A 12,531-nucleotide genomic window follows, 5' to 3' on the forward strand; every position below is an offset into this window, starting at 1 on the left:
CAATCATGAGGGTCTCACCAACTCGACGAGTCAGAATCAGCATTCTTTGCTCCTTGAAAGATTAAAAGAGTCGGGTCTCTTGTATCCCGGCATTATCCATCATATAACGCCAAAAAGTAAGCGATGACAAACACGTAAACGTGTAAGCAGTCACGGCATTACATTCTGTTAAACGTAAGTTTAGCCGATTTACACAATTTCAACCTGACTTTATCGTTGTCAGTCTTGCTATTGCAAGACGCCAGAATCCAGGGATTTTGGCGTCTGCCGCGTTTATAGTTATTACAGTTTTGCGCTGACCCAGCCTTTCACGCTGGCCAGTGCGGCCGGGAGAGCCGCTGCATCCGTACCGCCGGCTTGCGCCATATCAGGACGACCGCCCCCTTTACCGCCCACCTGCTGGGCGACCATACCAACCAGCTCCCCTGCTTTCACGCGATCTGTGACATCCTTAGACACGCCCGCAATCAGAGAAACCTTATCGTCTGCTACTGTGGCTAATACCACAATCGTGGAACCTAACTGGTTCTTCAGATCGTCAACCATAGTACGCAGCATCTTCGGCTCAACACCCGCCAGTTCACTCACCAGCAGTTTCACGCCATTGATCTCTTCAGCTTTGCTGGAGAGGTTTGCACTCTCCTGCGCCGCAGCTTGTTCTTTCAGTTGCTGGAGCTCTTTTTCCAGCTGACGAGTACGCTCCATCACAGAACGCACTTTGTCGCTCAGGTTGTGACTGTCGCCTTTCAGCAGCTGTGCCACATCACTCAGCACATCGCTCTGCGCATGCAGGCTGGCAATTGCGCCTTCACCGGTTACCGCCTCGATACGGCGAACACCTGCCGCTGTACCGGATTCAGACGTGATGCGGAACAGGCCGATATCACCGGTGCGAGAGGCATGAGTACCGCCGCAAAGCTCAGTGGAGAAATCGCCCATGCTCAGCACGCGAACACGCTCGTCGTATTTCTCGCCGAACAGCGCCATTGCGCCTTTTGCTTTCGCGTCTTCGAGTTCCATGATGTTGGTTTCAATCGGCAGGTTGCGGCGAATCTGGGCATTGACCAGATCTTCCACTGCGCGAATTTCTTCCGGCTTCATGGCTTCGAAATGGGAGAAGTCAAAGCGCAGCGCTTTGTCGTTTACCAGAGAGCCTTTCTGCGCCACATGCGTACCGAGTACCTGGCGAAGTGCTGCATGCATCAGGTGTGTGGCAGAATGGTTCAGCAGAATACGGGCACGGCGCGCTTCATCAACGTCCGCCTGCACTGCGTCACCCACTTTCAGGGAACCGCTGCTCAGCTTGCCGAGATGACCAATAGCCTGGCCGTATTTCTGGGTGTCCTGAACAGCAAAAGCAAAACCTGCGCCTTTCAGTTCACCTTTATCGCCAACCTGGCCGCCGGATTCCGCGTAGAACGGAGTCTGGTCCAGAACAACAACCGCATCCTGACCCGCAGCAATGCTCTCTACCGCTTTACCATCGACAAACAGCGCAGTGACTTTGCCGTTCAGTTCCAGATGGTCATAGCCTTTAAATTCAGAGGCGCTATCAACGCGAATCATCGCATTGTAGTCCGCGCCAAAACCGCTGGATTCGCGCGCACGGCGGCGCTGTTCTTCCATGGCGGCTTCAAAGCCAGCTTCATCGACTTTGAGGTTGCGCTCACGGCAAACGTCCGCCGTCAGGTCAACAGGGAAACCATAGGTGTCATACAGGCGGAAAGCCGTTTCACCATCCAGCGTGTCGCCTTTCAGCTTCGCCAGTTCTTCGTCCAGCAGCGCCAGACCACGCTCAAGCGTGCGGGCAAACTGTTCTTCTTCAGTTTTCAGAACCTGCTCAACCTGCGCTTGCTGACGCTTCAGTTCTTCACCGGCAGAGCCCATGACTTCTACCAATGGGCCAACCAGTTTCCAGAAGAAGCTCTCTTTCGCACCCAGCATGTTTCCGTGGCGAATAGCACGACGGATGATGCGGCGCAGCACGTAGCCACGGTTTTCGTTGGAAGGAATAACGCCATCTGCAATCAGGAATGCGCAAGAACGAATGTGGTCAGCGATAACGCGCAGCGATTTGTTGCTGAGATCGGTTGCACCGGTCTCTTGCGCCACAGCCTGAATAAGGGTGCGGAACAGATCGATTTCATAGTTGGAGTTCACGTGTTGCAGGACGGCAGCGATTCGCTCCAGACCCATGCCGGTGTCCACAGACGGCTTCGGCAGCGGCTCCATGGTACCGTCGGCCTGACGGTTGAACTGCATAAACACGATGTTCCAGATTTCGATGTAGCGATCGCCGTCTTCTTCCGGGCTTCCTGGAGGGCCACCCCAGATATGGTCGCCGTGATCGAAGAAGATTTCGGTGCAAGGACCGCAAGGACCGGTATCACCCATCTGCCAGAAGTTGTCTGAAGCGTACGCGGCACCTTTGTTGTCACCGATGCGGATAATACGTTCGCGAGGAACACCCACTTCGTTAGCCCAGATTTCGTAAGCTTCGTCATCGGTTTCATACACGGTGACCCACAGGCGCTCTTTAGGCAGCGCGAACCAGTTTTCACCGGTCAGCAGTTCCCACGCGTATTGAATCGCATCGTGTTTGAAGTAATCGCCGAAGCTGAAGTTACCCAGCATTTCAAAGAAAGTATGGTGACGCGCGGTGTAACCGACGTTTTCCAGATCATTGTGCTTACCACCGGCACGCACGCAGCGCTGCGAGGTGGTCGCGCGGGAATAATTACGTTTATCGAGACCAAGGAACACGTCCTTGAACTGGTTCATCCCGGCGTTGGTAAACAGCAGAGTTGGATCGTTGTTGGGTACCAGGGAGCTGCTGGCAACTACCTGATGTCCTTTACTATGGAAAAAGTCGAGAAACGCCTGACGGATCTCAGCGGTGCTCTTGCTCATAATTATCCTGGAATCACGCTATCGGATTGTAGCAGGCGGCATCTGAACAGTTTTTACACAATCAGGCAACCTTGCAGAAATAAAGTGGGAATAAGATAAGTTTTCTTTGGAGGGAAGTAAAATACCGAGTGCTTTAGTCCGCAAAATTTCGCCAAATTCCCTGTATATCCTCCATCAGATAGCCGCGGGTGAGCAAAAAGCGCTGAACTTTCACTTTTTCAGCAAAAGCGGTTGGTAAAGGTTCGCCGTATTTACGCTGGGCCTGTTCACGAGCAAGCTGCAACCAGTCAATTTCACACTCAAACATCGCCTGATCAATATCGCTTCGGCTGATGCCTTTCTGATTCAGTTCCTGACGAATACGCGCCGGGCCATAACCTTTGCGGCTTCGACTGGCAATAAACTGTCGGGTAAAACGAGCATCGTCGAGATAGTGGCTTTCCAGACACCAGGCAACAACTTTTTCAACGTCTTCCGGTGGAGCATCAATCGGTTCCGGCCCGTTTTTCGTCAGCACCGGCGCGACAAGTTTACGCCGCAGTTCTTTCTCGCTGTGATCGCGCATGGCAAGAATGCGAATCGCTCTGTCCAGCAGCCGTGAATACGCTGAGCGTCGAGGTGAATTTTCAGACATATCTCGCCTTTTCCTGAGCCGTAAAATGACAAAAGGGCCGCATCAGCAGCCCTTCTTATTATTCAATGATGATCAGAAGTCTTCGTTGGTTTCTTCAACGTCGCCCTGGTCAGGAACAAAAGCAGGTTTGTCATCCTGATTGCTCAGCAGCAGTTCACGAACTTGCTTCTCGATCTCTTTCGCGGCCGCCGGGTTCTCTTTCAGCCAGGAGATAGCATTCGCTTTACCCTGACCAATTTTGTCACCTTTGTAGCTGTACCAGGCGCCCGCTTTCTCGATCAGCTTCTCTTTCACGCCGAGATCAACCAGCTCGCCCAGGAAGTTAATGCCTTCACCGTAGAGGATCTGGAATTCAGCCTGTTTGAACGGCGCGGCGATTTTGTTCTTCACAACCTTCACGCGGGTTTCGCTACCGACGACGTTATCGCCCTCTTTCACCGCGCCGATACGACGGATGTCCAGACGAACAGACGCGTAGAATTTCAGTGCGTTACCGCCGGTGGTGGTTTCCGGGTTACCGAACATCACGCCAATTTTCATACGGATCTGGTTGATGAAGATAAGCAGGGTATTGGACTGCTTCAGGTTACCGGCCAGCTTACGCATTGCCTGGCTCATCATACGTGCCGCGAGGCCCATGTGAGAGTCACCGATTTCACCTTCGATTTCCGCTTTCGGCGTCAGTGCCGCCACGGAATCGACGATGATGACGTCAACCGCACCAGAGCGTGCCAGCGCGTCACAAATTTCCAGCGCTTGTTCGCCGGTGTCCGGCTGGGAACACAGCAGGTTGTCGATATCGACGCCCAGTTTGCGGGCATAGACTGGGTCCAGCGCGTGTTCTGCATCGATAAACGCACAGGTTTTACCTTCGCGCTGTGCCGCCGCAACCACTTGCAGCGTCAGCGTGGTTTTACCGGAAGATTCCGGCCCGTAAATCTCAACAATACGACCCATCGGCAGGCCGCCGGCACCCAATGCGATATCCAGAGAGAGCGAACCGGTGGAGATGGTTTCCACATCCATGGAACGGTCTTCACCCAGGCGCATGATGGAGCCTTTACCGAATTGTTTTTCGATCTGGCCCAGTGCTGCCGCCAACGCTTTCTGTTTGTTTTCGTCGATAGCCATTATTACTCCTGTCCGGGTGTTACCGCGTAAATTCTGTTTTGTTGTCGCAATTATACTGTATGGTCATACAGTATCAAGTGTTTTGTAGAAATTGTTGCCACAGCAGTTGTAAGGCATAAGTCGTAGCCTGACGCCGCACGGCCTCGCGGTCTCCTGCGAAGCATTCTTGCCGGGTAAAGCCTTGTCCATTCGCACAGGCCAGGCCAAACCAGACCGTACCGACGGGCTTTTCTTCACTGCCGCCATCCGGGCCAGCAATGCCGCTGACGGACAGCGCATAGGTCGCGCGAGCGGCCCGTAAAGCGCCAATCGCCATCTCCACCACCACCGGTTCGCTGACGGCGCCGTGGTTAAGCAATGTCTCTTCACGTACGCCAATCATCTGCGATTTCGCTTCATTGCTGTAGGTCACAAAGCCACGTTCAAACCAGGCGGAACTGCCTGAAATGTCGGTGAGGACTTTGGCTATCCAGCCGCCGGTGCAAGATTCTGCGGTAGTGACAGTTGCGCCCTGCGCCTTCAGCGCCAGCCCGACCTGTTCGCTCAGGGTCATCAATTCACGATCGTTCATCGTCATCCTCAAAGCCTGAAAAAGAGGGCCACAGAGTAGCACTTTCAACATCAAAATGGGGACGCGGTGAAGGTTTTACGAGGTGGGTTCAGGAAAATCGACAGCGCCCGACAAAAGCCGGGCGTGTCTCAGAATTACTTCATGCTATTGGCAAGAGATTCGACATTATGACGCAGCATTTTGACGTAGCTGTCAGCCACCCCGCCCGGCTTTGACAGCGCTTCCGGGTAGAGCTCACCGCCAGGTTGTGCGCCCGTCGCAGAAGCAATCTGCTTCACCAGGCGTGGGTCAAGTTGGTTTTCCATAAACCAGGTATGCACACCGTCGGCCTTAATCTGATTAATCAGTTGGCCGACCTGCGCTGCGCTGGCTTCGCTTTCGGAAGACAATCCTTGCGGCGCCATGAAACTCACGCCATAAGCACGGCCGAAGTAACCAAAGGCGTCATGGCTGGTCAGGACTTTACGCTTAGCTTCCGGGATAGCGCTGAACCGGGACTTCGCCCAGCCATCAATTTGCCTGAGCTGCGCAATGTAGGCCTGTCCGCTGGCGTTGAGGGCCGCTTCATCCTGCGGATCGGCTTTCACCAGCCCGGCGAGAATGTTTTGTGCATACAACGCCCCGTTGGCAGCACTGTTCCAGGCATGAGGATCGGTAACGACTTTCCCGTCTTCATCAAGCGTATGCGTCTTCACCCCTTGTGAAGCGACAACCAGCTCGCCTTTAAAGCCCGAAGCCTTCACCAGCCTGTCCAGCCAGCCTTCAAGACCGAGCCCGTTGACCACCACCACATCAGCTTTACTTAAAAGCACGCTGTCTTGTGGCGAAGGCTCAAAGGTATGCGGATCACCATCCGGGCCGACAAGCGTATCCACATGCACGTGTTCTCCCCCTACTTGCTGCGCCATATCACCGAGCACCGAAAAACTGGCGACCACATTGAGCGTTTTTGCCATGACGCCCGGTGATAGCGCCCCTAGCGCCAGCGCTAAAATAAACCCCGTTCTTTTCATCATTATCCCCTTTATCAAAAAAGCGCTCGCAGACTGAAAGCCAGCCGGCTACGCGTGCCAAAAAACAGTGAAATGAGAAACAGCAGGCTGGCGGTGAGTACAATCGCAGGGCCAGCCGGCAGGTTTGCCGACCAGGACAAACTCAATCCGAGCCAGGCACAGAAGGCTCCGCTCACTGCGGCAAGCAGCAAAATCACAGGTAAGGTTCTCGCCCAGCAGCGCGCGGCGATCGCGGGGAGCATCATCACGCCCACGGCCATCAGCGTACCCAGGACCTGAAACCCGGCGACGAGATTGATGACCAACAATGCCAGAAACACCCCGTGCAGCAACGAGGGCAAGCGGCGCGAGTTAACTTCCAGCCAGGCGCTGTCGAATGCTTCACTGACAAAGCCGCGATACAGCAAGGCCATTGCAATGAGCGTAAGGCTGGCAACCGCAGACACAAACAGTGCGGCGTTGCTGTCGACAGCCAGAATGGAGCCAAACAGCAAATGAAGCAGGTCGACGCTTGAGCCACGGAGCGACACCAGTGTGACCCCCAGCGCCAACGATCCCAGGTAAAAACCAGCGAAACTGGCATCTTCTTTCAGCGGCGTGCGACGGCTGACCCAACCGGCAATCAGCGCCACGGCGATCCCGGCGATAAACCCGCCAATCGTCATCGCCAGCAGCGACATACCGCTCAACAGGTACCCCACCGCCACGCCGGGCAATATCGCGTGCGAAAGCGCATCGCCCATCAGGCTCATTCGACGAAGCAGCAGGAATACGCCGAGCATCGTGGTGCTGACTGACAGCGCCAGGCACACCACCAGTGCGCGGCGCATAAAACCAAATTCGATAAAAGGCTGGAAAAAGGTGTGCCAGATCATGCTCGCCTCGCGTGGTCAAAGGCCGGAAGCACTGACGCTGTTTCTCCCCAAAGCGCGTGTTGCGATTCAAGCAGTAGCGTTTCAGGGAAATGACGGGCCACGCGCAGGTTGTCATGCAACACCGCCAGCACCGTTTGCCCGGTGCGATGCATGTCGAGAATGACCTCCATCAACAGCTGACTGGTGGCCTCATCAATACCGGTGAATGGCTCATCCAGCATCACGAGCGGCGCTTGCTGCACCAGGACACGGGCAAAAAGCATGCGCTGAAACTGGCCACCTGAAAGCGCTTCAATGGGCATTTCAGTGAGGGCTGTCAGCCCTACTCTCTCCAGCGCTTGTGCAATACGCCGACGCATTTCGCCGCTCAGACCACGAAACAGCGACACTCGCGGCCACGCGCCCTGGCTCACAACATCCTTCACCGTGACGGGAAACTGAGACTCCAGCGCATGCCGTTGTGCCAGCCAGCCAATCACCGGACGCTGTTTCTGCCAGCGCATTCTTCCGCTTACCGACGGGATAAATCCGGCCAGGGTTTTGAGCAGCGTTGATTTCCCACAGCCATTAACGCCGACAATCGCGGTCAGCGAGCCCTCTTCGATAACGCCACAAAGCGCCGGGGTGATGGCAAGGCGGTCGTAACCCGCGACAAGATGATCCAATTCAATCATGGCAACAGTACCGCCCAATAAGTGGCAGCCCAGAGCAACGCCAGCAGCGCAACGGCGAAGGCCAGGCGCAGCAAACCGGAGGACGTAAACAGGGAAAACGACATGGTCATCGACTCAAATAAATATGTTATAACATAACAATAATAAGTTAATGAGACGTTGTAAATTGATGATGTAACGCGGGGATGTATCGGAATGTTTCGGATATCCCCTCCCGCAGGAGGGGAAAAAGGCTTTACTGCTGTGCGCGAGCCATAGCGACGGCCTGACCAAGCTGCCAGACAGCCATCGCATAATGCGTGCTGTGGTTGTAACGGGTGATGGCGTAGAAGTTCGGCAAACCGTACCAGTATTCGTAGCCGGTACCCACGTCCAGACGCAGCAAACTCGCCTGCTGGTGATCGCCCAGAGATTGCGTGGGAGAGAGGCCCGCCGCCGAAAGCTGCGAAACGCTGTAGTTCGTTTTGAAGCCGTTCTCCAGACCCGGTGCCTGACCCATTGCCGGCACGGCAACCTGGTCGCCCTTCACCCAGCCATGCTGTTTGAAGTAGTTCGCCACGCTGCCGATAGCGTCTTCCGGATCCCACAGGTTGATGTGCCCATCCCCGTTGAAGTCCACCGCATACTGCTTGTAGGAAGACGGCATGAACTGACCGTAGCCCATTGCGCCCGCAAAAGAGCCTTTCAGATCCAGCGGATCGTCCTGCTCGTCTCGCGCCATCAGCAGGAACGTTTCCAGCTCGCCGGAGAAATACTGCGCACGGCGGGGATAGTTGAAGGAAAGCGTCGCCAGGGCGTCGAGGATGCGGGTTTTACCCATCACACGACCCCAGCGGGTTTCCACCCCAATAATGCCAACGATGATTTCCGGCGGCACGCCGTAGACCTGCCACGCGCGAGTCAGCGCATCCTGATACTGATTCCAGAAAGCCACGCCGTTTTGCACGTTATCCGGGGTGATGAACTGTTTGCGATAGCGCAACCATGCGCCATTCGGCCCGGTTGGCACCTGTGCGGTCGGCGCCTGCCTGTCCATCAGGCGCAGCACGTAATCCAGCCGTTTCGCCTGCGAAAGAATTTCATGCAGCTGCTGACGATCAAAGCCATGTTTGCTGACCATCGAATCAATAAACTGCTCCGCCGCCGGGTTATTCGCAAAGTCGCCGCCCATCATCGTGACGTTGTGTTGCGGCTCCAGCAAAAAGCCCCCGGAAGAGGGGGTTGCCGTAGGCGCTTGTGCCGTTTTCGGTTTGCTGCTACAGGCCGCAACCAGCACGCAGAGTGGGAGTAAGGTCAGATAACGACGCTTCAACATGTGACATCCATTTAGCCATTTCATCAAAGGCAATCATGGTAAAGCATCCCGAAGTCCGCAAGGAAGCGCTACCTGCATTAAAAACAAATCTTTCATTTTTACGCCTCAACCTCTCGCTGCTCTCCTCTCGCCACTTCATCACAATCTTTCACAATGATTATTTTATCTTTCATTTTGAGATCTAACTAACACACCAAAACCTTTCAAAGTGATTATTATTGCAGCCAGTTGCACAAGAACACTCACAGGAGAGAACAATGATCGAAACCATTACCCATGGCGCCGAGTGGTTCATCGGGCTGTTTCAGAAGGGCGGGGAAGTGTTTACCGGGATGGTGACCGGGATCCTGCCGCTGCTGATCAGCCTGCTGGTTATCATGAATGCGCTGATCAACTTTATCGGCCCTGCCCGCATTGAAAGATTTGCTCAACGCTGCGCGGGCAACCCCGTTTCTCGTTATCTGGTTTTGCCCTTCATCGGGACTTTTGTGTTTTGTAATCCGATGACGTTGAGCCTTGGGCGCTTTATGCCGGAGCGCTACAAACCCAGCTATTACGCCGCAGCCTCATACAGCTGTCACTCCATGAACGGCCTGTTTCCGCACATCAACCCGGGCGAATTGTTCGTGTATCTCGGCATTGCCAGTGGCTTAACCACGCTGGGCTTGCCGCTGGGCCCGCTGGCCGTGAGCTATCTGCTGGTCGGTCTGGTCACCAACTTCTTCCGCGGCTGGGTCACCGATCTGACTACCGCCATTTTCGAGCGAAAAATGGGGATCCAGCTTGACCAAACCGTTCGCCTTTCAGGAGCAACAGCATGAGCCGCATCCGTATTGAAAAAGGCACCAGCGGCTGGGGTGGCCCACTGGAGCTGGAGGTTATCGAAGGGAAAAAAATCGTCTACATCACCGCAGGCACCCGTCCGGCCATCGTCGACAGACTGGTGGAACTCACCGGCTGGCAGGCAGTAGACGGCTTTAAGGAAGGCGAGCCCGCAGAGGCTGAAATTGGCGTGGCGGTTATCGACTGCGGCGGCACGCTGCGCTGCGGTCTCTATCCCAAACGACGCATTCCTACCATCAACATTCATTCGACCGGAAAATCCGGGCCGATGGCGCAGTACATCGTGGAGGATATTTATGTCTCCGGCGTGAAAGTGGAAAACATTCAGCTGATTGAAAGCTCCGCTACGCCGCAAAACTCTCGTGCCAGCACCGCGCCGCGTGAGTACGACACCAGCAAAAAAATCACGGAACAAAGCGACGGATTGCTGGCGAAAGTGGGCATGGGAATGGGGTCTGCGGTTGCCGTGTTATTCCAGTCCGGCCGCGACACCATCGACACCGTGCTGAAGACAATCCTGCCTTTTATGGCGTTCGTCTCGGCGCTGATCGGCATCATCATGGCGTCAGGCCTTGGCGACTGGATTGCACACGGTCTGGCTCCGCTCGCCAGCCACCCGCTCGGGCTGGTGACGCTGGCACTCATTTGTTCCTTCCCGCTGCTTTCACCTTTCCTCGGCCCTGGCGCGGTGATTGCTCAGGTTATCGGCGTGCTGATTGGGGTACAAATCGGGCTCGGGCATATTCCCCCTCACCTCGCCCTGCCCGCTCTCTTTGCGATTAACGCCCAGGCTGCCTGCGACTTTATTCCCGTTGGGCTTTCGCTAGCCGAAGCCAAACAGGACACCGTTCGCGTTGGCGTGCCTTCCGTGCTGGTCGGCCGTTTTCTCACCGGTGCGCCAACGGTGCTGATCGCCTGGTTTGTCTCTGGCTTTATCTATCAATAAGGAGTGACCCATGTCCGTCATTTATCAGACCACTATCACCCGCATTGGCCAAAGCGCCAGCGAGGCGCTGGGCGACAGCATGCTCATCACCTTTCGCGAAGGCGCTCCGGCCGACATTGAAGAATATTGCTTCATTCACTGTCACGGCACGCTCACCGGTGCCCTGCTGCCAGGCGGCGAGTTACAGCTGGGCGACAAACATTATCCCGTCACCGCCGTCGGCGACGTCGCTGAGCAGAATCTGCGCGAGCTGGGCCACATTACGCTGCGCTTCGATGGACAGCATGAAGCGGAATACCCGGGCACCGTCCACGTAGATGGCCCCGTGCCACAGGCGCTTGCCACCGGCTGCACACTCACATTCGTTGCATAATTTAAGGAGAGAAGTATGAATCAGGTTGCCGTTGTCATTGGTGGAGGACAAACCTTAGGGGAGTTCCTTTGCCGTGGGCTGGCCGCAGAAGGCTATCGCGTTGCGGTGGTCGATATTCAAAGCGAAAAAGCAGCCCGGGTTGCCAGCGCCATTAACCAGGAGTTTGGTGAAGGCGTGGCCTACGGGTTTGGCGCCGATGCCACCAGCGAGCAAAGCGTGATGGCACTGGCGCACGGCGTGGACGAGATTTTTAACCGCATTGATTTGCTGGTCTACAGTGCCGGAATTGCCAAAGCAGGCTTTATTAGCGACGTCGCGCTGGGTGATTTTGACCGCGCGTTGCAGGTGAATCTGGTGGGGTATTTCCTCTGCGCTCGTGAGTTTTCCCGCCTGATGATCCGCGACGGCATTCAGGGACGCATCATTCAGATCAACTCGAAATCCGGCAAAGTGGGCAGCAAGCACAACTCCGGCTACAGCGCAGCGAAATTCGGCGGCGTGGGCCTGACGCAATCTCTGGCGCTCGATTTAGCAGAATACGGAATAACCGTTCACGCGCTGATGCTCGGCAACCTGCTGAAATCGCCGATGTTCCAGTCTCTGCTTCCGCAATATGCCACCAAGCTCGGCATCAAGCCGGAAGAGGTGGAGCAGTATTACATCGACAAAGTGCCGCTTAAACGCGGCTGTGACTATCAGGATGTCCTCAACACGCTGCTGTTCTATGCCAGTGACAAAGCCTCTTATTGCACCGGGCAGTCTATTAATGTGACCGGTGGACAGGTGATGTTCTGATTGTGTTTCCCGGCGGCAGGGCCAGATTTTGTAGGCCCGCCGCCGGGCAATGCGAACGGTTAAAACGACAGGAGAAATTTATGGTCACCGCGCTTATCACCGTTGCCGCCATCGCCTGGATTTGCCAACTGGCACTCGGCGGCTGGCAGATTCATCAGTTCAATCAGGCTTTCGACAAGCTCGCACAGCTTGGTGCCATCGGCGTGGGCCGTTCTGGCGGGCGCTTTAAGCCAAGAGTGGTCATCGCCGTCGCCGTGGATCAACAGGGGATAATTTCCGATTCGCTGATCATGCGAGGCTTAACGGTTTTCGCCCGAACCCAAAAAATTGCCGCACTAAAAGGGCAGCCATGGCAGCAAATCGAGCCTGATGTGATCTTTCCCCATGATCAGAGCTGTCAGAATGCTCTATCATTAGCGCTTAAATTGAAACATAGATAATTTCGTTGTAA

13 protein-coding genes are annotated in these 12,531 nt (G+C 55.2%); 5 read left to right on the plus strand and 8 right to left on the minus strand.

What is annotated here, in order from left to right; translation table 11 throughout:
• Positions 1-282: 282 nt before the first annotated feature.
• The 8 genes from alaS to mltB form a co-directional block, all read right to left on the minus strand.
• Positions 283-2,910 carry an alanine--tRNA ligase gene (gene alaS / locus ACRCWW_RS16045; RefSeq protein WP_438683285.1) on the minus strand — a complete coding sequence of 876 codons (2,628 nt, stop codon included), beginning with the start codon at positions 2,908-2,910 and terminating at the stop codon, positions 283-285.
• Positions 2,911-3,043: 133 nt separating this feature from the next.
• Entirely contained in the window at positions 3,044-3,544 is a 501-nt protein-coding gene (recX, locus tag ACRCWW_RS16050) for a recombination regulator RecX (RefSeq protein ID WP_438683286.1), read from the minus strand.
• Positions 3,545-3,616: 72 nt separating this feature from the next.
• Positions 3,617-4,675: a recombinase RecA gene (recA, locus tag ACRCWW_RS16055; RefSeq protein ID WP_438683287.1), complete on the minus strand. Its 1,059-nt coding sequence runs from the start codon at positions 4,673-4,675 to the stop codon at positions 3,617-3,619.
• A 73-nt stretch (positions 4,676-4,748) separates the two neighbouring features.
• The gene (gene pncC, locus ACRCWW_RS16060; RefSeq protein ID WP_438683323.1) at positions 4,749-5,246 is read right to left on the minus strand and encodes a nicotinamide-nucleotide amidase; all 498 of its coding nucleotides are present in this window, start codon (positions 5,244-5,246) and stop codon (positions 4,749-4,751) included.
• A gap of 134 nt (positions 5,247-5,380) precedes the next feature.
• Positions 5,381-6,259 carry a metal ABC transporter substrate-binding protein gene (locus ACRCWW_RS16065; protein ID WP_438683324.1) on the minus strand — a complete coding sequence of 293 codons (879 nt, stop codon included), beginning with the start codon at positions 6,257-6,259 and terminating at the stop codon, positions 5,381-5,383.
• Positions 6,260-6,273: 14 nt separating this feature from the next.
• A complete protein-coding gene (locus ACRCWW_RS16070; protein WP_438683288.1) occupies positions 6,274-7,134 on the minus strand; it encodes a metal ABC transporter permease in 861 nt (286 codons plus the stop codon).
• Positions 7,131-7,808: a metal ABC transporter ATP-binding protein gene (locus tag ACRCWW_RS16075; protein ID WP_438683289.1), complete on the minus strand. Its 678-nt coding sequence runs from the start codon at positions 7,806-7,808 to the stop codon at positions 7,131-7,133. Before ACRCWW_RS16075 ends, ACRCWW_RS16070 begins: the two co-directional genes overlap by 4 nt.
• A gap of 235 nt (positions 7,809-8,043) precedes the next feature.
• The gene (mltB, locus tag ACRCWW_RS16080) at positions 8,044-9,123 is read right to left on the minus strand and encodes a lytic murein transglycosylase B (protein WP_438683290.1); all 1,080 of its coding nucleotides are present in this window, start codon (positions 9,121-9,123) and stop codon (positions 8,044-8,046) included.
• Between the two features lie 257 nt (positions 9,124-9,380).
• Here mltB and srlA point away from each other — a divergent pair, with 257 nt between their 5' ends.
• The 5 genes from srlA to gutM all read left to right on the plus strand — a co-directional run bounded on the left by srlA (position 9,381) and on the right by gutM (position 12,520).
• Complete coding sequence (gene srlA, locus ACRCWW_RS16085; RefSeq protein WP_438683291.1) at positions 9,381-9,944, plus strand: PTS glucitol/sorbitol transporter subunit IIC; 564 nt, start codon at positions 9,381-9,383, stop codon at positions 9,942-9,944.
• Positions 9,941-10,912, plus strand: a complete 972-nt coding sequence (gene srlE, locus ACRCWW_RS16090; RefSeq protein ID WP_438683292.1) for a PTS glucitol/sorbitol transporter subunit IIB — start codon at positions 9,941-9,943, stop codon at positions 10,910-10,912. The genes srlA and srlE overlap by 4 nt, the downstream gene beginning before the upstream one ends.
• Before the next feature lie 10 nt (positions 10,913-10,922).
• Positions 10,923-11,285 (plus strand): PTS glucitol/sorbitol transporter subunit IIA, encoded by a 363-nt coding sequence (gene srlB / locus ACRCWW_RS16095; protein ID WP_438683293.1) that lies wholly within the window; start codon positions 10,923-10,925, stop codon positions 11,283-11,285.
• Between the two features lie 15 nt (positions 11,286-11,300).
• The gene (srlD, locus tag ACRCWW_RS16100; protein ID WP_438683294.1) at positions 11,301-12,080 is read left to right on the plus strand and encodes a sorbitol-6-phosphate dehydrogenase; all 780 of its coding nucleotides are present in this window, start codon (positions 11,301-11,303) and stop codon (positions 12,078-12,080) included.
• Positions 12,081-12,160: 80 nt separating this feature from the next.
• The gene (gutM, locus tag ACRCWW_RS16105) at positions 12,161-12,520 is read left to right on the plus strand and encodes a transcriptional regulator GutM (protein WP_438683295.1); all 360 of its coding nucleotides are present in this window, start codon (positions 12,161-12,163) and stop codon (positions 12,518-12,520) included.
• The last annotated feature ends 11 nt before the right edge of the window (positions 12,521-12,531 follow it).

It is taken from the genome of Scandinavium sp., assembly GCF_051650185.1.
Taxonomy (GTDB): Bacteria; Pseudomonadota; Gammaproteobacteria; order Enterobacterales; family Enterobacteriaceae; genus Scandinavium.

What these genes read in the sequence shown, in the direction of transcription:
- alaS (WP_438683285.1), bottom strand. Translation starts at nt 2,910, where the DNA reads ATGAGCAAGAGCACCGCTGAGATCCGTCAGGCGTTTCTCGACTTTTTC.
- recX (WP_438683286.1), bottom strand. Translation starts at nt 3,544, where the DNA reads ATGTCTGAAAATTCACCTCGACGCTCAGCGTATTCACGGCTGCTGGAC.
- recA (WP_438683287.1), bottom strand. Translation starts at nt 4,675, where the DNA reads ATGGCTATCGACGAAAACAAACAGAAAGCGTTGGCGGCAGCACTGGGC.
- pncC (WP_438683323.1), bottom strand. Translation starts at nt 5,246, where the DNA reads ATGAACGATCGTGAATTGATGACCCTGAGCGAACAGGTCGGGCTGGCG.
- ACRCWW_RS16065 (WP_438683324.1), bottom strand. Translation starts at nt 6,259, where the DNA reads ATGAAAAGAACGGGGTTTATTTTAGCGCTGGCGCTAGGGGCGCTATCA.
- ACRCWW_RS16070 (WP_438683288.1), bottom strand. Translation starts at nt 7,134, where the DNA reads ATGATCTGGCACACCTTTTTCCAGCCTTTTATCGAATTTGGTTTTATG.
- ACRCWW_RS16075 (WP_438683289.1), bottom strand. Translation starts at nt 7,808, where the DNA reads ATGATTGAATTGGATCATCTTGTCGCGGGTTACGACCGCCTTGCCATC.
- mltB (WP_438683290.1), bottom strand. Translation starts at nt 9,123, where the DNA reads ATGTTGAAGCGTCGTTATCTGACCTTACTCCCACTCTGCGTGCTGGTT.
- srlA (WP_438683291.1), top strand. Translation starts at nt 9,381, where the DNA reads ATGATCGAAACCATTACCCATGGCGCCGAGTGGTTCATCGGGCTGTTT.
- srlE (WP_438683292.1), top strand. Translation starts at nt 9,941, where the DNA reads ATGAGCCGCATCCGTATTGAAAAAGGCACCAGCGGCTGGGGTGGCCCA.
- srlB (WP_438683293.1), top strand. Translation starts at nt 10,923, where the DNA reads ATGTCCGTCATTTATCAGACCACTATCACCCGCATTGGCCAAAGCGCC.
- srlD (WP_438683294.1), top strand. Translation starts at nt 11,301, where the DNA reads ATGAATCAGGTTGCCGTTGTCATTGGTGGAGGACAAACCTTAGGGGAG.
- gutM (WP_438683295.1), top strand. Translation starts at nt 12,161, where the DNA reads ATGGTCACCGCGCTTATCACCGTTGCCGCCATCGCCTGGATTTGCCAA.